The organism is Rubrobacter taiwanensis, from assembly GCF_004337705.1.
GTDB lineage: Bacteria > Actinomycetota > Rubrobacteria > Rubrobacterales > Rubrobacteraceae > Rubrobacter_C > Rubrobacter_C taiwanensis.
On sequence record NZ_SKBU01000004.1, the window covers coordinates 45,439 to 68,261 of the forward strand.

Annotated in this window: 23 protein-coding genes; 15 read left to right on the forward strand and 8 right to left on the reverse strand. The window is 68.0% G+C overall.

What is annotated here, in order from left to right; translation table 11 throughout:
- Positions 1–67: 67 nt before the first annotated feature.
- Positions 68–448, reverse strand: a complete 381-nt coding sequence (locus E0L93_RS01960) for a septal ring lytic transglycosylase RlpA family protein (protein ID WP_207890271.1) — start codon at positions 446–448, stop codon at positions 68–70.
- 204 nt (positions 449–652) lie between these two features.
- On the opposite strand from E0L93_RS01960, the gene E0L93_RS01965 reads away from it, so the two are divergent.
- Positions 653–901: a DUF5683 domain-containing protein gene (locus E0L93_RS01965; RefSeq protein WP_132687755.1), complete on the forward strand. Its 249-nt coding sequence runs from the start codon at positions 653–655 to the stop codon at positions 899–901.
- Between the two features lie 4 nt (positions 902–905).
- Positions 906–1,103, forward strand: coding sequence for a hypothetical protein (locus E0L93_RS01970; RefSeq protein ID WP_132687758.1), 198 nt, complete (start codon positions 906–908; stop codon positions 1,101–1,103).
- Positions 1,104–1,109: 6 nt separating this feature from the next.
- On the opposite strand, the gene E0L93_RS01975 is transcribed toward E0L93_RS01970, so the two are convergent.
- A complete protein-coding gene (locus tag E0L93_RS01975) occupies positions 1,110–2,273 on the reverse strand; it encodes a MarP family serine protease (protein WP_132687761.1) in 1,164 nt (387 codons plus the stop codon).
- 110 nt (positions 2,274–2,383) lie between these two features.
- Here E0L93_RS01975 and rlmN point away from each other — a divergent pair, with 110 nt between their 5' ends.
- From rlmN to E0L93_RS01990, 3 genes are read left to right on the forward strand one after another with little or no spacing between them, the layout of a single operon-like run.
- On the forward strand, positions 2,384–3,433 hold the full coding sequence (rlmN, locus tag E0L93_RS01980) for a dual-specificity RNA methyltransferase RlmN (protein WP_165874106.1): 1,050 nt from the start codon (positions 2,384–2,386) through the stop codon (positions 3,431–3,433).
- Positions 3,430–3,933, forward strand: coding sequence for a PH domain-containing protein (locus E0L93_RS01985; protein WP_132687767.1), 504 nt, complete (start codon positions 3,430–3,432; stop codon positions 3,931–3,933). Before rlmN ends, E0L93_RS01985 begins: the two co-directional genes overlap by 4 nt.
- The gene (locus E0L93_RS01990; RefSeq protein ID WP_132687770.1) at positions 3,923–5,407 is read left to right on the forward strand and encodes a PH domain-containing protein; all 1,485 of its coding nucleotides are present in this window, start codon (positions 3,923–3,925) and stop codon (positions 5,405–5,407) included. Before E0L93_RS01985 ends, E0L93_RS01990 begins: the two co-directional genes overlap by 11 nt.
- Here E0L93_RS01990 and E0L93_RS01995 read toward each other — a convergent pair.
- The 6 genes from E0L93_RS01995 to E0L93_RS02015 are packed head-to-tail and all read right to left on the reverse strand — an operon-like array spanning position 5,404 to position 14,569.
- Positions 5,404–8,256 (reverse strand): AAA family ATPase, encoded by a 2,853-nt coding sequence (locus E0L93_RS01995; protein ID WP_132687773.1) that lies wholly within the window; start codon positions 8,254–8,256, stop codon positions 5,404–5,406. The genes E0L93_RS01990 and E0L93_RS01995 overlap by 4 nt on opposite strands.
- A complete protein-coding gene (locus tag E0L93_RS02000; RefSeq protein WP_165874107.1) occupies positions 8,253–9,401 on the reverse strand; it encodes a metallophosphoesterase family protein in 1,149 nt (382 codons plus the stop codon). The genes E0L93_RS01995 and E0L93_RS02000 overlap by 4 nt, the downstream gene beginning before the upstream one ends.
- Entirely contained in the window at positions 9,394–11,436 is a 2,043-nt protein-coding gene (locus tag E0L93_RS15660) for an ATP-binding protein (protein WP_165874108.1), read from the reverse strand. Before E0L93_RS15660 ends, E0L93_RS02000 begins: the two co-directional genes overlap by 8 nt.
- Before the next feature lie 6 nt (positions 11,437–11,442).
- The gene (locus E0L93_RS02005) at positions 11,443–12,579 is read right to left on the reverse strand and encodes a hypothetical protein (protein ID WP_132687778.1); all 1,137 of its coding nucleotides are present in this window, start codon (positions 12,577–12,579) and stop codon (positions 11,443–11,445) included.
- 41 nt (positions 12,580–12,620) lie between these two features.
- Complete coding sequence (locus tag E0L93_RS02010; RefSeq protein ID WP_132687781.1) at positions 12,621–13,220, reverse strand: hypothetical protein; 600 nt, start codon at positions 13,218–13,220, stop codon at positions 12,621–12,623.
- Positions 13,217–14,569, reverse strand: a complete 1,353-nt coding sequence (locus E0L93_RS02015; protein ID WP_132687784.1) for a M20/M25/M40 family metallo-hydrolase — start codon at positions 14,567–14,569, stop codon at positions 13,217–13,219. Before E0L93_RS02015 ends, E0L93_RS02010 begins: the two co-directional genes overlap by 4 nt.
- Before the next feature lie 213 nt (positions 14,570–14,782).
- On the opposite strand from E0L93_RS02015, the gene E0L93_RS02020 reads away from it, so the two are divergent.
- The 10 genes from E0L93_RS02020 to cysC all read left to right on the forward strand — a co-directional run.
- A complete protein-coding gene (locus E0L93_RS02020) occupies positions 14,783–15,187 on the forward strand; it encodes a hypothetical protein (protein WP_132687787.1) in 405 nt (134 codons plus the stop codon).
- An 85-nt stretch (positions 15,188–15,272) separates the two neighbouring features.
- Positions 15,273–16,010, forward strand: a complete 738-nt coding sequence (locus tag E0L93_RS02025; protein ID WP_132687790.1) for a hypothetical protein — start codon at positions 15,273–15,275, stop codon at positions 16,008–16,010.
- Between the two features lie 117 nt (positions 16,011–16,127).
- A complete protein-coding gene (locus tag E0L93_RS02030; protein WP_132687792.1) occupies positions 16,128–16,694 on the forward strand; it encodes a CAP domain-containing protein in 567 nt (188 codons plus the stop codon).
- Between the two features lie 114 nt (positions 16,695–16,808).
- On the forward strand, positions 16,809–17,216 hold the full coding sequence (locus tag E0L93_RS02035; protein ID WP_132687795.1) for a hypothetical protein: 408 nt from the start codon (positions 16,809–16,811) through the stop codon (positions 17,214–17,216).
- Between the two features lie 97 nt (positions 17,217–17,313).
- Entirely contained in the window at positions 17,314–18,126 is an 813-nt protein-coding gene (locus E0L93_RS02040) for a tetratricopeptide repeat protein (RefSeq protein ID WP_132687798.1), read from the forward strand.
- Complete coding sequence (locus E0L93_RS16390; RefSeq protein ID WP_132687801.1) at positions 18,113–18,820, forward strand: Wzz/FepE/Etk N-terminal domain-containing protein; 708 nt, start codon at positions 18,113–18,115, stop codon at positions 18,818–18,820. Before E0L93_RS02040 ends, E0L93_RS16390 begins: the two co-directional genes overlap by 14 nt.
- A 29-nt stretch (positions 18,821–18,849) precedes the next feature.
- Positions 18,850–19,467, forward strand: a complete 618-nt coding sequence (locus E0L93_RS02050; protein ID WP_165874109.1) for a CpsD/CapB family tyrosine-protein kinase — start codon at positions 18,850–18,852, stop codon at positions 19,465–19,467.
- 30 nt (positions 19,468–19,497) lie between these two features.
- A complete protein-coding gene (locus tag E0L93_RS02055; RefSeq protein ID WP_132687807.1) occupies positions 19,498–21,078 on the forward strand; it encodes an O-antigen ligase family protein in 1,581 nt (526 codons plus the stop codon).
- Between the two features lie 54 nt (positions 21,079–21,132).
- The gene (gene sat / locus E0L93_RS02060; RefSeq protein ID WP_132687810.1) at positions 21,133–22,329 is read left to right on the forward strand and encodes a sulfate adenylyltransferase; all 1,197 of its coding nucleotides are present in this window, start codon (positions 21,133–21,135) and stop codon (positions 22,327–22,329) included.
- 91 nt (positions 22,330–22,420) lie between these two features.
- Positions 22,421–22,823 (forward strand): adenylyl-sulfate kinase (gene cysC, locus E0L93_RS15995; protein ID WP_207890272.1); only part of this gene is annotated, 403 nt, incomplete at its 3' end.

A 22,823-nucleotide genomic window follows, 5' to 3' on the forward strand; every position in this document is an offset into this window, starting at 1 on the left:
TTCACAGAGGAAAACCCCGGGCGGAACGGACCCGCCCGGGGTGCATGAGAGCCTGCCGCTCGCCGCTTTAATAAGTGGCGGCGTAAGGCTGCTGGCCGACGACCTGCGCGTCCACCACGGCGACACCAGGGCCGGTGAGACCGATGGCCTGCGCCGCAGCCTGCGAGAGATCGAGCCCCCGCCCGCCGACGAACGGACCGCGGTCGTTGACCGTCACAACAACACAGCCCTGGTAACAGACCTGCAGCTGCGTCCCGAACGGCAGATAGGGGTGGGCCGCCGTGTAGGCATACGGGTTGAACGGCTCGCCGCTCGCCGTAAGCGCCCCCTCAAACCCCGGCCCATACCAGCTGGCCACCACCGGCTCAGCCTGAGCCTCGTTGCTGAAAGCAGCCAGCGAAAACACCATCAGGCCGGCCACCATTGCAGCCTTCAGAAAAGACCTCAAAAGTCCCTCCCTCCAGACTTGCCTGCAGTTACAGGCGCGAGAGGCTAGCACAACCCCAGCCGGGTTTCAAACTTTTACAAGTAAATAACAAGTCTGTAACAAAGTTGTCTGACCCGTTATGCTGGGGCGGGGCGTTAGTTTCCCGGGAGGCGAGGGTAGTTAGAATGGGGTGATCTCTGGGTAGGATCTGGACGGGAGTGAGGTATGAAGAGCGCGGGACTGGCGGCGGTTCTGAGTTTTCTGATCCCCGGTTTGGGGCAGATATACAACGGGCAGATTCTGAAGGGTTTGGTGGTCTTTATCATCGGGGCGATCAACGCGTCTTTGACGTCCGTTCTGATAGGTTTTGTTACCTATCCGGTAGTGGTGATCTATGCCACCTACGACGCATACCGCACGGCGAGCCGGATAAACGAGACCTACGCCGGCCCTGGGACTCCGCCGCGGTACTAAGCTGATGGCGAACGAGAGCGTCACTTCGCTGCAGAGCGCCATGACCGCCATCGAGGAGGCGGCCGAGGCCGTCCGCCGGGAGGTTGAGAGTGGGCGGCTGGGGGATTCGGCTGTGGCCCGGCTCTCGGCGACCGAGGCGGATCTCCGGCGCAGCCGGCTCGTGTTGGAGAAGATAGTTCGGGAGGTCTCGGAGGAGAGGTAGGGCTCTCTACGCCGCGCAGGGGCCGGTATCTGCCGGTTCGGGGTTCTGGAGGGCTGTGGCTATCAGGTCCTCCACGATTGGGGAGGGGATGCCGTAGCCCACGCGCTCGCCGTCGGCGCGGCTGGCGAAGACCGTGGCTACCACTTCGCCGCGGGCGTTCACCACGGGGCCGCCGGAGTTGCCCTGCCGCACGAGCCCGCGGATGCTGGTGACCTGGCGCTGTACGGGGCCGCGCCCGTAGAAATCGCTGGAGATAACGGCGTGGGTGTTGCCCAGACGGCCGGGGCGCACGTCGAAGGGGCCGTTGCCGGGGTAGCCCAGGATCGCGACGGGCTCTCCGGGGATGGGAGAGGCGGTCGGCAGGGAGGGGAGATCCAGGCCCGGGACGCGCAGGACGGCTATATCGTTACGGACGTCGAAGAGCACCACCTCGGCGTCCAGCCGCTGGCCCGCGCCGCCGGGCTGGACGGAGGTGTACTCCTCGCCGGCGACCACGTGGGCGTTGGTGACGACGAGTCCGGGGGCTGCGACCCAGCCCGAGCCCTCCACGCCGACCCCGCAGGCGATGCCGGAGACGCGGACCACGCTCGGGCCGAGGGTCTGCAGGTCCAGGTCCTGCAGGATGGCGGCGTCCGGCGGGGCCACATCGGCATCCGGCCCGTCCAGTTCCGGGAGTGGGTCGAGGCGGGCGAAGGTCTGAAGCAGGGTCTGGGAGGGGAGGCGTTCGTCCAGCCGCTGGAAGATCTCCGAGCGCTGCACCGGGTTGTGGAGCAGGGGAGACAGGGGGGCTTGCAGGATCAGGACCCCGGCGATCCAGGCGAAGATCAGGGCCATTGCGGCTCCGAAGAGCGCTCCGCCGAGGCCGTCCAGGGCGGCAACGAGGCCGCCGTCCTTCAGGCGCCGGCGCAGCCGGTCACCCAGGGAGCGGGCGGCGGCCTCCCCGATCGCGGCGAAGATCAGCGCCCCGGCGATGCTGATGAGCGGGCCGTAGGGGGCGAGCGTCTCGCCGGAGAGGAGCGCCGGGGCCAGCCGCGAGCCCAGGAAGGCCCCGGCGACCACGCCCGCCAGCGAGAGGAGGCTCGCCAGGAAGCCTGCGCTCAGTCCGCGCATGGCGAGCAGCACCGCGAACGCAACTATCAGCCAGTCGAGAATGTTGAGTTCGCCGAGCATGCTCCTGAGTTATACATTCTGCGGGGGCTTTTCCTAAGGGCCGCTTCTTCGCGGCGGACCCCGATTTTACCCTGAGAAGGCTTTGCCCGGGCTATATAATCAGCCCTGTTGTGAAGAAGGGGCCGAACGTAGAGGAGTACCTGCCGGAGGTTGCCGCGCTGCTCGAGCGGCGTGGCGAGCCCGGGTTCCGGCTGCAGCAGGTCTACGAGGCCCTCGCCGTCCGGCGCGTGGGGGGCTGGGAAGAGGCAACGAGCCTGCCGGCGGACCTGCGGGCGGAGCTGGAGGCGCAGGTTCCGGTCTCTTCGCTGGAGCTCCAGCGCGTCTCCGAGGGGCGGGACGGGACGCGCAAGTACCTCTTCGTCACCCGCGACGGGCACGCCATCGAGACGGTCATGATCCCGGAGAAAGAGCGCCGGACGGTCTGTATCTCCACGCAGGTCGGCTGCCCGATGGCCTGCACCTTCTGCGCCACGGGGCTGCTCGGGATCAAGCGCAACCTCAAGGCGCGGGAGATCTCCGAGCAGGTGTTCGCCGTTGCCCGGGACATAGCACCCGAGCGGGTCTCCAACGTTGTGGTCATGGGAATGGGGGAGCCGTTCCTGAACTACCGGCGGCTCCTGGCCGCGCTGCGGGTGCTCAACGACGGGCGCGGGCTGAACCTGGCGGCCCGGTCAATCGCGGTCTCGACCAGCGGGCTGGTAGAGAAGATACGGCGCTTCGCCGACGAGCCGGAGCAGTTCCATCTCGCCATCTCGCTGCATACACCGTTCGAGGAGCAGCGCCGGGAGCTGATGCCGGTCGCGGCGAGGCACACCATCCCGGAGCTCATGTCCGCCGCCCGCTACTACGTGGAGAGGACGCGCCGCAAGCTCTTCTTCGAGTACACCCTGCTCGCCGGGGTAAACGATACGCCCGAGCACGCCGCCGCGCTGGCCGAGCTGCTCGACCACCGGCTCTACCACCTGAATCTGCTGCGCTTCAACTGGACGGAGACCGGGTACACCGCCACCTCGAAGCCGGCCGCGAAGGAGTTCCTGCGGCGCGCCCGCGAGAGAGGGCTCTCGGCCACGCTGCGCCCGAGCCGGGGCCAGGACATAGACGCCGCCTGCGGACAGCTCGCCGCCAGAGAAGGCGGCGAGAGGGTCGGGGCCGGCCGGTGAGCAGCGTCCGGGAAGAGGGCGGGCTCAAGGCGGAGCCGAAGGAGCGGCTAGACCCCCGGGCGAAGGCGCTCTGGCGCATCGTCGGCTCCTTCTGGGCACTCTTTCTGCTGGCACTGGGGAGTGCGGGGACGGTGGTTCTCACGCTCGCCGGGGCTCCGGTTTACGTGGGTCTCCTGCCCGTACTGGGGGCTCTCGCTCTCGGGGTGCTCATCGTGGGGGTGATCCCGGCCGTGCTCTGGCGCCGGTGGCGCTACGAGGTGCGGGAGACCGAGATAGATCTTCAGCGGGGGTTGTTAAAGGTGCGGCGCACGCTCGTGCCGATGGCGCGGGTGCAGCACGTGGACACCCAGCACGGTCCGTTGCAGCGGGCGCTGGGGCTCTCTACCGTCATCTTCTACACGGCCGCCGGGCCGAACCAGATCCCGCAGCTCGCCGCACCCGTCGCGGCCGCCGTCCGGGACCGCATCGCCGAGCTTACCAAGACCCAAGATGAGCTCTGAGCCCCGGGAGTTCCTGGAGCGTCCCGAGGCCTTCGGAAAGCCGACGGCCGAGCGGGAGCCGCCGCTTCTGGACCGGCACCTGCATCCGGTAGGCATGCTGCTGGACGCTCTGGGCACGATCCGGCAATGGATCGGCATCGCCGCCTTTCCCAGTCTCGCCGCCCTCTTCGGGGGCGGACTGCGGCCCGGCACGCTCGTCCTGATCGGCTTCTTCGCGGTGCTGCTGGTGGTGGGAGCGGCCGTGTGGGGCGTGCTCTCCTGGCGGGCTACGACCTACAGCGTGGCCGGGGACACCTTCACCCTGCGGCGCGGCGTGGTGCAGAAGAGCGAGCGCTCGCTGCGGCTGGAGCGCATCCAGTCGGTGGATACCGTGCAGGGGGTCATACAGCGCCTCTTCGGCGTGGTGGAGCTGCGAATAGAGACGGCCGGCGGCGGCTCCGAGCCGGACGTCCGGCTGCCGGCGCTCTCCCGGGAGACGGCGGAGGCGCTGCGGGAGCGGCTGACCCGGGTGCACCGGGAGACAGGGGGCGGAGAGGAGCCGGAGCGGGAGGTGCTCCGGACGCTGGGCGTCCGGGAGCTGCTGGTGGCCGGGGCGACTTCGGGCCAGGTCGGGGTCGCGGCTTCGCTGCTGGCCGGGGCCACGCAGTTCGTGCAGCAGGTTCTGCCGGAGACCCTGGCCGCCCGCCTCTTCGAGGCTATCCTGCCACGGGACGCCGGGACCGCGGTGCTCTACGTTGCGGCGCTGCTCGTCTTCGCGTGGCTGCTCGCCATCGGGGGGACTTTCCTCGCCTACTACGGATTTACGCTCTCCAGGTCCGGGGACCACCTGCACATCCGGCGCGGGCTGCTGAACCGCTACGAGGCCACCATCCCGCTGGCCCGCATCCAGGCGATCCGGGTCGTGGAGGGCGTGCTCCGGCAGCCGTTCGGGCTTGCTTACCTCCGGGTGGACAGCGCCGGGTACGGGGCGGAGGAGGGGACCTCTACCACGCTCTATCCACTGCTGCCGGTCAAGGAGGTCCCGGGGCTGCTGGAGGCAGCCGCACCCGAGTTCGCCGCGCCGGTGCAGGAGGTTGGGCCCGTGCCGCGGCGCGCACTGCGCCGGTACCTGATCCGGGCCGTCGTGCCGGTCTTGCTTTTGGCTGCTCCCCTCTCCTACTTCTTCTACCCGTGGGGGATGCTCGCCCTGCTGCTGGTCCTGCCGGCGGCGGTCCTCGGCTGGCTCAGGTTCCGGGCGGCGGGCTGGAACTACGCTTCCGAGCGGCTGACGGTCCGGTTCCGCAACCTGGCCCGCACGACGGTCGTGGTCCCGCGCCGGCGGTTGCAGTCACGCACCGTCTCGCAGACGCCCTTCCAGCGTCGGCTGCACCTGGCCAGTCTGGAGGTGCAGGTGGCCTCCGGCTCCACCGGGGCCGGGTTCTCGGTGCTGGATATGGATGCGGACGACGCACTGAAGCTGCTCGCCCGGCTCTAGAGTATCCGCTCCAGATCGCTCTTTCCGGGCTTTAGAACGCGGGTGCGGCTCTTGTTCTCCCCGTCCTCCTCGACGAGCCAGATCTCGTCCAGGAGCGCCGATTCCTGCACGTCTACGACGTGGGAGATGATGAAGATCTGGCCGAAGGCCCGCTTGAGCCGGTCGAGGGCCAGGAGCACGTTGTGCCGCCGGTCGGAGTCCAGCGCGCCGAAGACCTCATCCAGCACGATAAATCCCAGAGCCTCCGAGTTGCGGGCCGAGATCATCTTGGAGAGGGAGACCCGCGCCGCCAGGCTCACGATGTCCGCCTCGCCGCCGGAGAACCGCTCTATGCCGTAGGCGTCCGAGAGGCCGTCGAAGAGCCGGAGCCCGTAGTTCTCGTCGAACTCGACCCGCTCGTACTTGCCGTCGGTGAGCATGCGGACGAGTTCGCTGGCCTCCCGCTCCAGCGCCGGGCGTGCGCGGCTGCTCAGCTCTACGTAGAACTCCTTGAAGAGCCGGTTCATCCGCTCCAGGCGCCCGGCCCGGGCGGCCTGCTCGTCGGCCCTCTTCCGGTCCGCGTCGTATTCCCGGAGCCTACCGGCGACGCTCTCCAGACGGTGTTCCAGGCGGGTGTGCTCCCGCTCCAGCTCGTGCAACCGCTCGCCGAGGGCATCGCGCTGGAGCTCGGCCGCTCGCAGCCTCTCTCCGGCGGCCCGGTACTCCGCCTCGTTGAAGGCCAGTCCGGCCAGCCGGGCCTTCAGACTGGAGGCCCGTTCCCGGCAGCTCTTTCCGGCGGTCTCGGCCTCATCGAGCTCCCGCTCGATCCCGCCCCGGCGGGAGAGGTCGGCACGCAGGACCTCGACCCGGCCCCGGACCCCCTCCAGGTGCGCCCTCTCCGCTTCGAGCCGCCGGTGCTCCTCCGCGTCGTAGGCGAGGTCCGCGAGCTGCCGGATCTCGTCCCGCAGCTCCGCGACGGATTCCTCGGCGTCCCGGAAGGCCTGAATGCAGCTCGAGATCCCGGCCCCAGCTTCCCGCAGCCGGGTCAGCCACGCCACCCGGTCGGTGGCCCGCCGGATCTCCTCCTCCGCCGGAGGAGCGGCCGGAAGCTGCGCGCGCAGCTCCTCGACCCGCCGGCGGTCCCGGGCGAGGCTCTCCTCGGCGCTCTTGAGCCGGGCGGCGGTCTGCGTCCGCCGCTCCTTCAGGAGGGTGAGCTCGCGCAGCCTGCCCGCGACGCTCCGGAGGCGTCCGGAGACGGCGTCGGCCTCTTCCCGGAGGCGCCCGGCCTCCGCCAGGGCTTCGGCCGCCCGGTCGCGCAGTATCTTCGCCTGACGCTTCTGGGTCTCCACGACCGCCCGGTAGTCGTCGCCATCGAACGGCCGGCGGCAGGTGGGGCACTCTCCCTCTGAGCCCGCCGCCTCCACGATCTCCCGGGCCCGGTCCAGGTTCGCCGCCTCCCGCCCGGCGGCCGCTGCCTCGCCCTCCAGAGCGGCGATCTTCTGCCGGAGATCCTCCTTGCGGCCGCGCAGCCTCTCCGAGAGAGCCTCCAGATCCTCTCCGCCCGAGACCTCCCGGATCTCCTCCTCCACCGCGGACAGATCTTCCGCGAGCCCGGCCAGCGCCTCTTCCGCCCGCCGCAGCCCGGCCTCTTCCCGCTCGAGCTCCGCGTGGCGCCGTCCCAGGTCTTTAAGGCGGTGGAGGCGCTCCTCGGCGGCCCGCAGCGCGTCCGGAGCATGCCGGAGTACCCTGACGGCTTCGTGCATCTGTTCGGTCTCGTCCTCGATCCGGAGGACCGCCGCCCAGCCCGGCAGCGGCTCCTCGTCGAAGCCGTCCAGGTCCTCCAGCAGCCGGGAGGACCTCACCACGGCCTCCGCCGCCCGGCGGCGGGCGCGGCCGAGCTCCCGTTTTGCGCGCTCCCGGTCCTCGATCTGGCGGCGGGTCTCGTCCAGTCTCTTCAGCTCCCGCCCCACCCGGGGCAGGCGCTCCAGGGCGGGCCGGAGGCGCTCCAGTTCGCGCTCCGCTTCGTCCAGCTCCCGCAGGCGCTCCCGCAGCGCCTGTGCCCGGTCCGCCGCACGCTGCTCTCCGGCGCGCGCCTCCCGGAGCTCCGAGCTCAGGCGGTTGTGCTCCCGGTAGAGCTCCTCCAGCCGCTCCCGCTCCTGGCGGGCGGCGGCAAGCTCCGAGCTTGCGGCCTCGTGCTCCTTTCGAGCGGCGGCAAGGCGGAGCTGGAGCTCCGCCTTCTCCTCCCGGACGGCGGCGAGCTCCTCCTCCAGCCCTTCGCGATCTCTTCCCGCCAGCCGCGCTTCCAGGAACTCGGCGCGCTCCCTGACCTTCCGGCGCTCCTCGTTCAGCAGCTCCCGGGCGCGCTCGATCCGGCTGATACCGAGCAGCCGCGCTACCTCCCGCTGGCGGCTGATGCCGGTCACGCCGGAGAAGAACTCCAGCTCCTTCTGGCGGGCGAAGAAGGTGGACTCGAACGCCTTCTGATCCATGCCCAGCAGGTGGTTCTGCACCCAGTCGGAGACTTCCCGCGGGCCGCTCAAGATCTCGCCCCCCATTCCGCTCAGCACCCGGGCCTGGGCCCGGCCGCTCTGCAGGGTCCGCTCGACGGTGTAGCGGCCGCCGCCGGTATCCAGCGTCACCCGCACGGCGGTCCTGTCCCGGCTGGAGCCGCCGCTCCAGGGGATCATGTCGTTCTTGAACCGCTCGCCGCCGGCCTGCGGGCCGAAGAAGGCCCAGAGGATGCTCTCGAAGAGCGTGGTCTTCCCGGCCCCGTTGGCACCCACAACCCCGATGGCTCCCTCCGGGGGCTCCAGCTCCAGCGGGTCGCGGAACTGCTTGTAGTTCTCCAGATACAGGCGCTCCAGGATCACGACGCCGCCCGCTCCTCTTCTGCGGCGCTCCGCAGGTACTCCACGCCGCGCTCCAGAAACTCGGCGGCGAACTCCTTCTCCAGCTCGCCGCGCTCCCGCCGGATCTCTACGAAGCTCCGCAGCTCCTCCTCCAGCGGGCCGAAGGCGGTCGCGGCCGGTTCGCCGGCGGCTTCCGGAGCGGTCTCAGCAGCGCTGATCTCCAGGCTGAAGTTGAGGCATCGGCTCCGGAGCTCCCGCAGCAGCTCGCGGTCCACCTCGCTGCCGGCCGGGGCGTTTACGACCTTCAGGCGCACGATGGCCCCGTTCAGCTCGACGGACTCCGCGCGCCGCCGGATCTCCTCGGTCAGCTCCGGACCGGAGAGCCCGCGGGCGTCTATCTTGGGGAGGTCCAGCATGGGGCGGGCGGGGAGCGGGACGTGCTCCACCCGCACCTCGCCGCCGGAGAAGTCCAGGATCACGAACCCGGTCTCGAAGTCCGCCTCGGCGAAGCTGAAGCGCTCGGTGGCCCCGGCGTAGTATGAGTTGTGGTTGTGCCGGTGGTGCTTGTGGTAGTGGCCCAGGGCCACGTAGTCGAAGCCCTGGTCCAGCACGCCCGGCGTCAGGTCCACGTCGCCGAGCTCGTGGCCGTGGATCCTGAGCCCCGGCACCGTCCCGTGCGTAACCATGATGTTTATCTCCGCCGCCGGGTCCGGGCTCACGACGAGATCCCGGTCCAGCACCGCGCCGTGGGGGACGAGGGCGAGCCCCACGGTCGTCTCTCCGGCCTGCGTGGAGTCGTACACCGGCTCGTAGCCGTGGGCGAAGCGGGCACCGAGCATGTTGGCGTACTCCAGCGCGGCAGTGGTGGAGCGCAGGCGCGGGGTTTCGTGGTTGCCGGCGATGCCGTAGTACGGGATGCCTTCCCGGAGGATGCGGTCCGTCTGCCGGAGGAAGTCTATGATCACGTGGGTGGCCGGGCGGATGGTGTCGAACACGTCGCCGGAGTGGACGACGAGGTCCACCTCACGCCTCAGGATCTCCTCTACCGCCCGCCGGTAGGCTTCCCTGACGTCCACCTCCCGCTGGTTGCGGCTGGTCTCCGGGCAGAGCTTCGCGTACCGGCTGTAGCCCAGGTGCGTATCCGAGATGTGTGCGACCCTAACCACGGCCCCGGTCGTCCTCCGGCGGACCGAAGCCGCGGCGGAAGGGAGAGTCTCCGAAGCCGAACCCGCTCTCGCGTCCGAGCTCACGCTTGAGCATCCTGTAGGGGTCTCTCGTCCCGCCGTTGCGGCAGACAGCGGAGATCTTGTCCAGCAGCTCCAGGATCTGCTCCTCGGACGCTCCGGCTATGTCCTCCCGGATCTTGGGCAGGGGCGGGGGGCGGTGGTTGAGGCCGCGGAGGGTGCTCTGCACCGCTTCGGCCAGATCCCCGCTCTTCGTTCCGAAGATGTCGGTGCCCTGCTTGCCCATCAGGACCGGCGGGCGCGGGAAGCGGCCGAAGACCGGCACGGCATAGTGGGCGTGGCGCAGCAAGAGGCGCCCCTTCTCCAACTGCAGCAGCTCATCGCGCGTGGTCTGGGAGAAGGAGCGGTAGCTGGCGTTCGTGATCTCCTCGTCTCCTATCCTGCCGTAGAGGCTGGTCGCGGCGTTGCCGATGACCTCCTCGTCCACCTTGCTGCGGAACTGCTGTGCCCCAAAGAGGGTGAGCCTGAGGTGGCGGCCCCGGGCTGAGATGTCTACGAGCGTGTCCTTGAGCGAGGAGCTCTTCGCCCCGGAGGGGGCGTACTTGTTCAGCTCGTCCACGAAGATTATGAGCTTGTCCACGTTCAATTCGCCCTTCTCGGCCTTCTCCCAGATGCTGCGGATCACGCTCGTCACGATGAGATCCTGGGGCACGCCGGAGAGCCGGGAGATGTCCACGACGCGCATCTCCCGGTCTTCGAAGGGATCGTCCACCCGCGGGGCGTCGCCGTACTCCACCCGGCCGTGCACCAGCAGCCCGGCGCACTTGCTGGGCAGGTTGGAGAAGCGGTTGTAGGCCTTGGCTATGGTAGCCGTGTGGTGTCCCCTCCAGCCGGTGGCCTCCTTCTCGGCCATCTCCTCCTGGGCCCGGTCTATCTCGTCGAAGAGCTCGCTCATGGTCCGGACCCTCTGGGACCTCAGGTACTCCACAAACCCGCGGAACTTGTCGTCGTAGTCTGCGGGGTCGAAGACGTAGCCGGCGTAGGGCAGCACGTCGCCCAGCTCCCAGACGATGGGGTAGACGCACAGGCTCTCTCCGGGCGTGTTGCGCAGGGTGTTAAGGCGCCGGGGGGAGATCTCAGACACCCGCACCTCCCGCTCTTTGGGGTCCATCCCGGGCCTTAGAGGGGCGAAGATCTTGAGGTTCTCGAACGGTTCCACGCGCAGGCCGAGGTCCTCATACATCCTCCGCTCCTCGTCGGAGAGCCCCCTGACCCCGGCCTCCTCGTACCGGGCGGCGAGGGCGGGGTCGTCGGCGGGGGGCTCCACGGGTTTGTCCAGAAAGAGCAGGTCTGCGCCCTTGACGTTGAACATGAGCGCGGCCACCTTCTTCTTACCGGCGTTCTGGAAGATGCTCGCGATGGTGAAGAGCGCGTGGCTGGTCTTGGTGGAGAGGCCGCTCATGCCGGTTATGTTCATGTGGCCGGCCTCGGGGCCGAGCAGGTAATCCTCATCCACGTACAGCGGGGTGCGCTGCGGCGCGCCGCCCGCCTGGTTGCCGTTCTCGTGCAGGAGCATCGGGATCGGGGTTCCGGAGAAGTCTTCCCGGCCGAGGGCGAACTCTATGGCGGAGCGGGTGGCGAAGTATACCGGACCGCTGCGCACCGGACGCCGGGACTTCCCGTGCCCCGAGCGGTGCCGGGTAGCGAGTACACGGGCGCGGAAGACCAGGATCTCCACCCGCTCGGAGAGGGCTTCGAGGGCGGCGTCGCCGTCGCGGGCGTAGAAGTCGTCCAGGAAGCTGGCGAGGTCCGAGTAGCGCCGGGGGTCGTCCAGAACGGCGACGGCCGTTGCATCCTCGGACTCGGCAGCGACGATGTGCCCGATGTCCAGCTTTCGGGCGGCCTCGGACTCCGCCGTCCAGAAGTAGAACTCGTGGGCGGTGGCTGGATACTCCTCGCTGGTCACGACCCGGCCCACGGGACCGGCGTCCAGATCCAGAAACTCCCTGTGCAGCACTCTCCTCTATCCTCCCTGCAAGTTGGCTATCAGGCGTTCGAGCCGCGCCCGGGTGCGCCGCTGGTCCGCGACCAGGGGCTTGAGCATCTTCTCGACGTGGTGGATGGGGTAGATCATGGAGGCCCAGCGCGGATCGGGCCGGGCGAGCGGCACGCGCTCGGCCAGGAGCCAGCGCGTAATCTCGTCCATCTCCTCCGGCCGGGGATCCCGGCTGACCGCGAAGGTGCGCCGGATCTCCAGCCGGACGAGCCCTTCCATGGCGTCCGCTCCGTCCGGGGCGGGCATGAGCCGCACGTACCACGAGGCGCGTTCGTCTTCGGGGTGCCCGGCCGCGGCCCGCGCGACCTGCCACGGCGGGACGAAGGCGGTCGTGCGGCGGCCTGCTCCGAGCTCGAGTAGCATCCGGGCCTGCTCGCCGCCGAAGAAGAGCTTGCCGGAGCTCTTGGCGATCCCCACGGCCCGTTCTGCGGGTAGCGGGAGCTGTCCGTCGACCGCGATCCAGTCCCCGCCCGTCTCCAGAGCCGACCAGCGCTCCAGCAGCAGCCGCTCCAGACCCTCCCGTAGCGAGCGGACCTTGGCCCGGGCCTGCTGCTTGAGCCCGGCGTAGTCTGCCGGGTCTGCTCCGGTGCCTTGCTGCGGGGTTGAGTCTGCGAGGACCATGGGGGCGCCGGCCGGGATCCGGCCGGGATCGCCGGGGAGAAGCGGTATGCCCGCCTCCAGCACCGCTTCGAAGAGCCGGCGGGCCCCGGAGCGGGGCAGCACGAGCGCCCGCAGGATCTGCGGCGCGCCGTCCAGCTCCATCCGGTGCAGCCGGCGCTCCCGCCGCTGCGCGACGGCTGCGGCGACGGTGGCCAGAACGATCGGGACGGTTCCCGCCCGGCCGAGTTCGTAGGTCACCTGCACCCCGTCCAGAAAGTAAGCCAGCCGGGAGGAGCCGTCCGGATCTCCCGGGTGACGCTCGGTGACCGGGTCTGCCTCGAACGCTTCCACGGCGTCCCCCCCGCGGGGGTGCTCGGTCTCTCCCGGGAGCTCCGGCTCCAGCTGCCCGCCGCCCGCGCTCAGGCGCACCCCGCTCCGGCGGGCTGCCTGAAATGCCTCTTTCAGCCGGTCTACGAAGTCGGCCGTCGATCCTCCGCTGCGCATTACCAGAGAGTATACGCAGCGGGTGGTCGGAATTCAGCGGCTCAGGGCTTCGGGGGAGCGTCCGGAGCTCGTTCCGGCGGCGGTACCGGCAGCTCGAACTGCCGCCCGGCCAGCGCGACTGCGCGCCGGAAGCTGCGCCGCTCCGCGGGGGTCTCCCCGTATGCCCCGCGGGCCATCCTGAGGATTCTGCGGGCCTCGCCGCGCTGCTTTTCGTCGTTGGAGAGCTGTTTGGAGAACTCGTAGACGAGGTCGCCGCTCTCCGCCCGGTAGAAGTGGAGGTAGAGGTCCTTCTGTTTGCCGAGACCGGTGAGGACGGCATCCCCGCTTACCTGCGCGACGTCCAGCACGGCGGCGGCGCTCAGGGGCTCGCCGTCCGGCGGGTAGGCGCTGAGTGCCAGGCGTACCACGGGGCCGTAGGAGGTCTTGTAGAGCTCGAGGCGCCGCACGAGCGAGACTCTCCCCCGGATGCGCTCTATGTCTCTCCTCTCCGCCGCGACCACGACGTGCGCCTGCGGCGGCCGCATGGAGGTGCGCGTCTGGGCAGCTACCACCCGCGCCTGCGGCCCCTGCTCCGCCGCCGCGGCGGCGATGCTCTGCCGGACGCGGTCGGGCAGCCTTAGTCCGCCGGTCTTCTCGCTCACCGCTCTCCGAACTTCCTGAAGAGGGTGGCGAAGTATTCCACGGTCTCGAAGTAATCTTCGAGCCGCGTGGACTCGTTGGGGGAATGGATGCGACTCCCCGCCCAGGCCACGCTCCCGGTCATCACGGTCGGGATGCCGAGGTCGGTGGCGATGAACGAGGTGGGACCGCTGCCGCCGACGGTAGGGTAGACCACGGCGTCGTCCCGCCCGATCTCCCGCCAGCTCTCGACCGCCAGCCGCACCACCGGGCTGTCCACCGGGGTCTTGGCAGGCTCCAGACCGCCGAGGTCCACTATCTCCACATCCTCGAACCCGCGGCGGTCCAGATGTTCGCGCAGGAGCTGCATCACCCGTCGCGGGCTCTGGCCGCTGACGAGCCGGAAGTCCATCTTTACGAAGGCCTCGGAGGGCACTATCGTCTTGGAGCCAGGACCGGTGTAGCCGGAGTGCATCCCGGCGATGTTCGCCGTCGGGCGCAGCAGCAGCTCGCGCAGCAGGGCGTCGCCGGTGAGGCCGCGGTCGAAGGCTTCGACGTTCCAGGAGGCCCTAAGAGCTTCTTCGTCGAAGGGTATCTCCTCTATGGCGCGCAGGTCTAGCTCGGTCGGCGGATCGGCGAGCTCGTGCAGGCCGTCGAGCGTGATCTCGCCCGTCTCGTCCTTGATGGTCCTCAGGGCCTGCACCAGCCGCCAGGCCGGATTGGGCGCTATGCCACCGTACATGCTGTGCAGGTCGTGGGAGGCTCCCTTCGCCCGCAGCTCCACGTAGAGCATCCCCTTGGTGCCGCAGAAGATCAGGGGCCGTCCGGACTCGTCCTGCATCGAGCCCTCCCACAGGCAGGCGTCGGCGCGCAGCAGGTCGGCGTTCTCGCGCACGAACTTCCCTAGCGAGGGGCTGCCGACCTCCTCCTCGCCTTCTATGAGGAACTTCAGCCGGAACGGGGGCTCGCCGAACACCTCCCGGTAGAGCCTGAGGGCCTGGATGCGGGCCAGCACATCACCCTTGTCATCGGCCACTCCCCGGGCGAAGAGCTTGCTGTCCCTCACTTCCGGCTCGAACGGGTCGCTCTCCCAGAGCTCCAGCGGCTCGGGGGGCTGCACGTCGTAGTGACCGTAGGAGAGGAGCGTCCTCTCGCCTTGCCCGATCTCGGCGTAGACCACCGGATGTCCGGCGGTCTCCATCAGGCGCGCCTCGGCTCCGGCCTCGCGCAGCTTGCGGGCCACCCACTCTGCGCACTCGCGGAACCGGGCGCCGCCCTGCGCGGAGACCGAGGGGATGCGCAGGAACTCCTTTAGCTCCTCCAGAAGATCCTCCCGGGATCTCTCTATCTTATCCTTCAGCTCTTGCGCCATTTCCACACCTCCGCTTCGCTCTTCTGAAGGGTAGCATCCCCGGGTTTCGAGGCTAGCCGCCACACGTGATTACTGTTATATTTAAACGGGATCATGAGGCGCCACGGGCTTCCAGAACATCCTTCCGGCAGAGACCTTCCGGGTGGCGGGAAGGGAGCCGCCGGGAGCGAGGCCGGAAAGCTCCTATCCGATATTGGGATAGACGTCGAGGGGATGAGCCCGAAGGCTCGGGCGGCCACAGGGCTGGTCGTGGGAGGGGTTATCCTCATCGCCGCCGCTTACGTTCTGGCCACCGGGTTTTGGTGGATGATCTTCATCTTCGGCTGGACGTTGTTACCGGCGCTGGGGCTCTTCGCGAAGGGGGTGGCCGAGATGATAGATCCCGGAGAGAGGGCTGCTCCGGCGGCAGACACCAGGGAGAGGGAGCTGCTGGAGGTCATCGAGCGCCGCGGAGAGGTCACCGCCGCCCGGGCCGCGATGGAGACGACGCTCACGGTCTCTGAGGCGGACGCGATGCTCTCCGGGCTCGCGGAGAAGGGGCATCTGAGGGTGAGCGTGCGGGGCGGGAGCCTCGTCTATTCGTTCTGGGATCCGGACCGGGAGGGACTTCCGGGTTAGCCGCGTATTCCCGGTGGTATCATAGGGGTAGGAGAAGATTTGCCATCCGGAGACGGAGAGACCAGGGGTCCGGCCGCAGATATCTATGGAAGAGAGGAAGATCCCAAGAACTCTTGAAGAAGCCTACCGGCTCAGGGATGAAGCCGAGACTATCGAGGAGCGCGACTTCTATCAGGAGCACGTCTACCGGCTGAGGCGCGAGGAGTACCGGGCGCGCGGGATAAGGACCGAGATCTCCGCCCGCCGCCGCGAGCGCCAGAGCCAGATCGAGTTCTCCCGCGAGATGTTCTTCCTGGAGGTCAACGAGATAGTAAGCAACCGGCCCCACTGCACTCCCGAAGAGGAGGCAGAGGCCCGCCGGTTTGCGACCCGCCTGGACAACCACGCTTTCTTGAAGCAGCTGGCCTCCCCGCACTCGAACGCGGTGGACCTGTACAGGCGCAACTACCTGGAGCTTCTGCGGCTGGGCAAACCCCCCGCCGAGGCGTACTATATCTCGCGCGTCATGGGGCTGGCCGGGGAGGAGGAGTTCCGGCGCACGCTGGAGAACGTGCGCAACAGCGGCTACCCCAAGGGGGGTAGGCTCTCATACCTTATAGAGCGGTCGGCGATCCAGATCAGGGACCTGCCCGGGGGCATGATCCTGATCCTGCTGACCTTCTTCGCCTCGCTGTTTGCCTTTGTGTGGGTCTCGGGCGGCGAATGGCAGACGGCCAGCCTGGAGACGACCATCCTGGTGGGGCTGGGCCTGATCGCAGCCGGAGTGCTGATGGTGATCTCGGCCGTCTTTATCTTCACCTTCATCCGCTCGATGAACAAATGAGCCCCGGCCGGACCGGGCGCGTTTGACACACGCTCCCCCTCTGCTAAAGTATCCCCGGTCTGGCACCGATAAAGCCGTATACACGGCTCTACACAAGATACGCTCTGGAGGGGGGACGTGAAATACGCGCTGATCTTCCTCACCGCCGCGGCGACGAGCCTCGCCGCCTTCGGTGCCGCGTCTCTGACCGGCCCGGAACCGGCCCAGGCCGCCTCCGGCAAGCAGGTGCGTACCTGTGGCGGCGGTACCATGATCCTCAATAACGCCGAGCACCGCATGCTGGTTCTGCACAACCAGGCCCGGCGCAACCACGGCCTGCGCCCGCTCTGCATCCATCCCCGGCTGCAAAGAGCCGCCCGCTACCACTCCAGAGATATGATCCAGAACAACTACTTCTCCCATACCTCCCGAAACGGCCAGTCCTTCCAACAGCGGCTCAAGCGCTTCGGATACCCGCCTAACAGCTGCCGCGCCTCCGGCGTCGGAGAGAACATAGCCTGGGGACGGGGCCAGCAGGGATGGCCCGGCCCCATCTTCCAAAACTGGATGAATAGCTCCGGCCACCGGGCCAATATCCTCGCCCGGCAATTCCGCCACGTCGGAATAGGCGTCGCCGGCGGTACCTACCGGGGAATGAACAACGTCCGTATGTACACCGTGGATTTCGGCTACTGCCGGCGTTAAATTAAGAAAAATTAAGAAAAATTGAAAAAAACCCCGATTCAATGTTGACACGCGGGAGATACATTGAGAGAATGCGGTCCGACGGTAACTTCCGCCTAGAAGGAGGTGTTAGAGTTGAGGAAGTTGATGTTGGTTGGGGCTATGCTGGCCATGATGCTGGCTGCGGCTTCGCCGGCTCTCGCTGAGGCGCACGCCGGTGCTGAGGCCACCACTCTGAACGTGCAGGAGTGCATCGCCATCTTCGGCGATCAGGATGCTGCTCAGTATCAGGTCGACACCCAGTACTCTGCGCAGGATCTGACGCAGGCTCAGGTCCAGTACTGCCAGCAGCTGATTCAGAACATCACTGCGGCTGGCGCTGTCCAGTACGGGGATGATGGCGAGGTGATCATCGAGGAAGGCGTGGCCGGTGAGGAGGGCTTCGCCCTGCTGCCGGACACGGGCGGTGCCTCCATGCTGATGCTGGGCGCTGGTGCTCTGCTGGTTGCCGGTGGTCTTCTGGCTCGCCGGATCGCCCGGTAGTTAGCCTCTAGCGGCTAGCGAAGTAAAGAGGGGCAGACCCTTCGGGGTCTGTCTCTCTTTCTTGTATTCGGGGAGCTTTTCAGATATATCTTGGCGGGTGGTGAGTGGAGCAATCTTCAGAATCGCCGTGGGGTTCGTCACGGCGGCCGTTATGTTGCTGGGCGGGGGCATCTATTTCTCCGACCGCTACACCGCCGAGCAGCAACGGCTCGCCGCGGCCGGGGATACGGAGGCTGCGCTGGAGCATCTGGAGCTGGCGGCGCGCCTGAACCCTTTCAGCGCGCGGCCGCTGGTGTATGAGTCTGCGCTCTACCGGCAGCAGGGCCGGCCGCAGGAGGCGCTGCGTGCGATAGAGGTGGCTATAGAGCGCGAGCCGCGCAACTACGCGCACTACGTTTCGCTGGCCGAGCTGCAGGCCGGGGAGCTGAACGAGCCGCGGGCGGCTGTGGAGAGCTACAGGCGGGCGCTGGAGCTGAACCCCAACTCCATTCCGACCCGGCACCAGCTCGCAGCGCTGTACATTCGGCTCGGGGAGCTGGAGGAGGCCCGGGACGTGTACATCGGGCTCATGCACATAAACCGGCTCTCGCTGGAGGGGCGCTACGATCTGGGCCGGATCTACGTACGCACCGGCGCGCCCGCGCTGGGCGAGGTGAGACTGCGGGAGACCAGGGAGCGGGCGGAGCGCGAGCTGGAGGGCATGGCGGGTCCGCAGCGAGTGCAGCGGGAGAGCTTCATAGACTCGGTCGAGCTCGCCATAGCGGACGCGCTCGTGGTTCAGAGGCGGTATGAGGAGGCGCGCGAGATAATCCAGGAGAGCGAGGCCGAGCAGGCTCCCGCCATACTTCAGCTTCTGAACGCCGATCCGGAGGCTTACCGCGAGACGGTGCTGGAGAGTGCGATCTACTAGCCGGCAGGCAGGAGGGCGGGAGGACTTCGTCCTCTCGGAGATACTCTACATCCTCTGGCAGAGGGTGTTTCTGGTCGGTGGGATCGCGGCGCTCATGGCGCTCGGGGCTCTGGGTTTCGGTCTCCTCCGGGAGCCGGCGTATACTGCCGGAGCTGCGGTCACCATTCGGCCCGAGATAAATCTCGGGGAGGAGGCTCCGGAGGCGCTGGCGCAGGAGGTGCTGGGCTCGGTGGCCAATCGGGAGCTAGTTGAGGAGGCCATCCGGCGCTCGGGCTGGGAGGGGAGGGGCGAGGAGTTCAATGAGCGTCTGGAGGTGAGCGCGGCGAGTTCTGGGGAGATCTCGGTCCGCTTCTCGGCTCCCGATCCGGAGCGAGCCGCGGCGGCTGCTAACGCCTATGCCGGGGCGCTGGCGGATCGGGTGAACGAGCTGAGCGAGGGCGGGCTCGTTGGCGGTACGCTGGCCGTTAATGCGGCGGTGGAGCGGCCGGCGGAGGTGCCCGAGCGTAGATCCGGGCCGCGTCCGCTCTTCAACGGCGCGCTGGCCGGGGGGCTGGGGATCGTGCTGGGCGGTGCGCTGGCTCTGGTGCTGGAGGCGCGGGCGCGCGACTGGCGCGGGGCCCGGGATGTGGAGCTCACTCTGCGCGCGCCGGTGCTGGGCGTCATCCCCGAGTACCGCGAGGAGGAACGAACCTGAGTCTGGAGGCTGCCGAAGAGCGGGCGTTCTTGAGGCTCCTCGAGCCGGCGGGCGCTTTGGAGATCCACTTCAGGGACCTAGCCCGCAACCTCACCGCGCTGGCCGGGGAGGTGAAGAGCGTGGTGGTCACCAGTCCGGAGCCCGGGGCCGGGAGGACCAGCGTGTGCGTGGGGCTGGGGGTGGCGCTGGCGCGTGATGGGCGGCGGGCGGCGATCGTGGACTGCAATCTCGGCCGGCCCCGGCTGCACCGCATCTTCGGCGAGCCCAACTTCGTAGGACTCACCAGCGCGCTGGAGGGCGGGTTGCCGCTGGAGCGGTGCGGGTTTCGCGCCGGGGAGGAGGGGCTTCTGGCCGTACCCACGGGCCCGGTTATGCCCGGCTCGTCCGCTCTGATAGAATCCCGGGAGCTGGTTCAGGCCGTGGAGGGGCTGAAGGAGAGCCGGGAGGTGGTGCTCCTGGACGCGCCGGTGGCCGAGCAGGTTCTGAGGTCCGAGGTCTTCTGCACGGGATTCGACGGGGTCCTGCTGGTCGTGCACGCGGCCCGGACGCCCAAGACCCTCGCCCGGCGGGTGACGGACGAGCTGCTGCAGGCCGGGGCGAATCTCTTCGGCGCCGTGCTGAACGGAGGTGATCCGGGTGTCCGCTAGAAGTCGACTGTGAGGTCCGGTGATATCGTTTTGACCGAGACCGCGAGAAAGCCCGGCCCGGTCGAAGAGACCCGGGCCTCCGGCATGACCCGGGGCATGCTCTGGGTCAAGATCTTCCTCTTCTTCGCGCTGGTGTCCATAACGGGCTACGGCGTCTGGAATCAGGGGCTCTTCCTGGTCCAGCGCTGGGTTCCGGTGGCGGTGCTGGTGCTGGGGATCCTGTTCATAACGCTCTTCGTGGCCCGCTACTACGGCGACGTGCCGCGGGCGGGCTGGGTTTTGATCGGGCTCTTGTCCACCTTGGTACTGGTGAAGGCGCTCTCTCTTATCTGGAGCGTAGGGCCGGGGGAGACGGTGCAGGAGATCCTGCGCTCGGCGATGTACCTGGCGATCTTCGTCGTGTCTTTAGCCTCGCTGCCGAACCGGCGGCAGATCCCCTGGCTGCTGGACGGCTCCGTAATCATAGTGGTGCTGGTCAGTGGCTACGTCCTGCTGCAGAAGGTAGATCCCGTCACCTTCCCCCTGACCTCGCTCGATACGGTGCGGGCTTCCTCGCAGCTCGGTTATCCCAACACGGCGGCGCTCATGATCGGGATGGGCATCGTGCTGGCGCTCGCGCGGATGACGGAGCTGGAGAACCTCTTCGTGCGGGCTCTGCATGCCGGGATGATCTTCGGATCTCTGGTCGCGCTCTACTACACCTTCTCCCGCGGGGGCATGCTCACGCTCGCGGTGGGGCTGGCGGTGCTCTTCGCTCTCGGGCGCAACCGGCTGCAGATGTTCGCCAACCTGGCGCTCGCAGCTCTTCCGGCCGGGGCGGTGCTCTTCGCCGTCAGGAATCTCGAAGGGCTCACGGCCAGCGGGGTGCCGCTGGAGCAGCGGGTCGCCGACGGTTCCCGGTTGCAGGCAGCTCTGCTCTTCGGGCTGGTGGCCGCCTTCCTGCTGCAGGCCTTCTACGCCGCCCTGAAGAGCCGCTACGAGCTCGTGCCGCGCATCCACCGGCTGCTCGGTGCGGCGGTGCTTGCGGGTGTTCTGCTCGCCGGAGCGACCGGAGCCGGGATGGTAGTGTACCAGCACGGAGGGCCCGGCGGCGTGTGGGAGTCGTTCACCGGGAGCGTGGGCCGGGATACCGAACCCGAGGAGCGGCTCACCTCGCTCAGCGCCAACCAGCGGACGGCTTACTGGGCGGTGGCCCTGGAGGAGTGGCGGGAACGGCCGCTGCTGGGGACCGGAGCCGGGACCTTCCTCTACACCTGGCTTGAGAACCGAGAGGGGCTCTCCGGCGTGCGGCAGGTGCACAACCTCTATCTGGAGCAGGGGACGGAGACCGGTATCGTCGCCTTTCTGGCGCTGGCGGGCTTTGCGGTGTACCTGACCTACTACGCGGTCCGGGGGACGCTCGGCGCGACCGGCGGGCGGAGGTTCTGGATGGCGGCCCTCACCGCGGCCGTGGTCGTATATCTCGTCTCCTCCTTCCTGGAGTGGCACTGGTACATACCGCCCTCCACCATGTTCTTCTTCCTGCTGGCCGCGGCGGCCGTCAAGCTCGCCTCCCGGCCGGAGTGGAACACGCCGGAAACTTCGGGTGATCTGCCGCGAAAAGAGCGCTAGAATGCGCGGTCGTAAGCCCTTGTGATAATCCCGTCAGGAGAGGTGCAGGAGAACATGCTAACCAGGGACAGCATTACCATAGAGCCGCACGGCGGCGAGCTCGTGGACCGCCGGGTGCCGGCCGGGGAGCGGGAGGAGCGCAGACGGCAGGCAGCAGAGTACCCGAAGGTGGTGCTGGGGCCCCGGACGCTTTCGGATCTGGAGATGATCTCGACCGGCGTCTTCTCCCCGCTTACCGGATTCATGGTGCGGGAGGACTACGAGAGCGTGGTCGAGGAGATGCGGCTCAAAAACGGTCCGATCTGGAGTCTGCCCATAACGCTCTCCGTGTCGGAAGAAGAGGCTGCGGACATCCGCGAGGGGCAGGAGGTCGCGCTCGCAAACGGCGCGGGTGAGATCGTGGCCACGATGTTGGTCGAGGACCGCTACACCTATGACAAGGAGAACGAGGCGCAGAAGGTATTCCGGACGACGAACGACGAGCACCCCGGCGTCGCCACCCTCTACCGGCAGGGCGACGTGCTGCTGGGGGGTGAGGTCACGCTGCTGGAGGACGGCACCACCTCCCGGCCCTTCCCGCGCTACTACTACGAGCCGCGCGAGCTGCGGGCCATCTTCCGGCAGAAGGGCTGGAAGCGTATCGTGGGCTTTCAGACCCGCAACCCCGTCCATCGGGCGCACGAGTACATCCAGAAGAGCGCGCTGGAGACCGTCGACGGGCTGCTGCTGAACCCGCTGGTCGGCGAAACCCGTTCTGAGGACATCCCGGCGGACGTGCGGATGCGCTCCTACGAGGTGCTCCTGAACCGCTACTATCCCAAGGATCGCACCGTGCTTGCCGTCTTCCCGGCGGCGATGCGCTACGGTGGTCCGCGCGAGGCGGTCTTCCACGCCATCTGCCGCAAGAACTACGGCTGCACACACTTCATCGTCGGGCGGGATCACGCCGGGCCGGGGAAGGACTCCAGCGGCAGGCCGTTCTACGGGGACTACGACGCCCAGCACATCTTCGATGAGATAGACCTCAACGAGCTCGGGATCACCCCGCTCTTCTTCGAACACGCCTTCTTCTGCCTGAACTGCGGCGGTATGGCCACCACCAAGACCTGCCCGCACGACAAGGACTCGCACGTCTTCTTCTCTGGGACGCGCGTCCGGGAGATGCTGCGCAAGGGCGAGTACCCGCCGCCTGAGTTCTCCCGCCCGGAGGTTATCGAGGTTCTGATCGAGGGGATGAAGAACTCCTCATAGCGCCGGTCCGGGGGCGGGCTTCTCGCCCGCTCCCCCCTTCGATACCGTGTCCGTGTAGTATTTCCCGAGGAGACCGAGAAGGAGCGGAAGGTTGAGAAGAGAGCGCGGGTTTACGCTGTGGTTTACGGGCCTCTCCGGAGCCGGGAAGACCACCATAAGCGAGATCGTGGAGAAGGAGCTCAGGGAGAGGCTCGGCAAGGTTGAGGTTCTGGACGGCGACATCGTGCGCACCAACCTCTCCAAGGGGCTTGGTTTCTCCAAGGAGGACCGGGACATAAACGTGCTCAGGATCGGCTTTGTCGCAAACCTCCTCACCCGCAACGGGGTAGCGGTTATCGTATCGGCCATCTCCCCCTACAAGGAGGCCAGGGATCAGGTCCGCCGCGACATCGGTGACGGCTTCATCGAGGTGTATGTGGATGCGCCGGTGGAGGTGTGCGCGGAGAGGGATGTCAAGGGGCTCTACAAGAAGGCGTTCTCTGGGGAGATACAGC

Coding starts and splice junctions, on each gene's coding strand:
- E0L93_RS01990 (WP_132687770.1), top strand. CDS start 3,923: ATGAGCTCTGAGCCCCGGGAGTTCCTGGAGCGTCCCGAGGCCTTCGGA.
- E0L93_RS01970 (WP_132687758.1), top strand. CDS start 906: ATGGCGAACGAGAGCGTCACTTCGCTGCAGAGCGCCATGACCGCCATC.
- E0L93_RS02015 (WP_132687784.1), bottom strand. CDS start 14,569: ATGGCGCAAGAGCTGAAGGATAAGATAGAGAGATCCCGGGAGGATCTT.
- sat (WP_132687810.1), top strand. CDS start 21,133: ATGCTAACCAGGGACAGCATTACCATAGAGCCGCACGGCGGCGAGCTC.
- E0L93_RS01975 (WP_132687761.1), bottom strand. CDS start 2,273: ATGCTCGGCGAACTCAACATTCTCGACTGGCTGATAGTTGCGTTCGCG.
- E0L93_RS02005 (WP_132687778.1), bottom strand. CDS start 12,579: ATGCGCAGCGGAGGATCGACGGCCGACTTCGTAGACCGGCTGAAAGAG.
- E0L93_RS02025 (WP_132687790.1), top strand. CDS start 15,273: ATGGAAGAGAGGAAGATCCCAAGAACTCTTGAAGAAGCCTACCGGCTC.
- E0L93_RS01965 (WP_132687755.1), top strand. CDS start 653: ATGAAGAGCGCGGGACTGGCGGCGGTTCTGAGTTTTCTGATCCCCGGT.
- E0L93_RS02020 (WP_132687787.1), top strand. CDS start 14,783: ATGAGCCCGAAGGCTCGGGCGGCCACAGGGCTGGTCGTGGGAGGGGTT.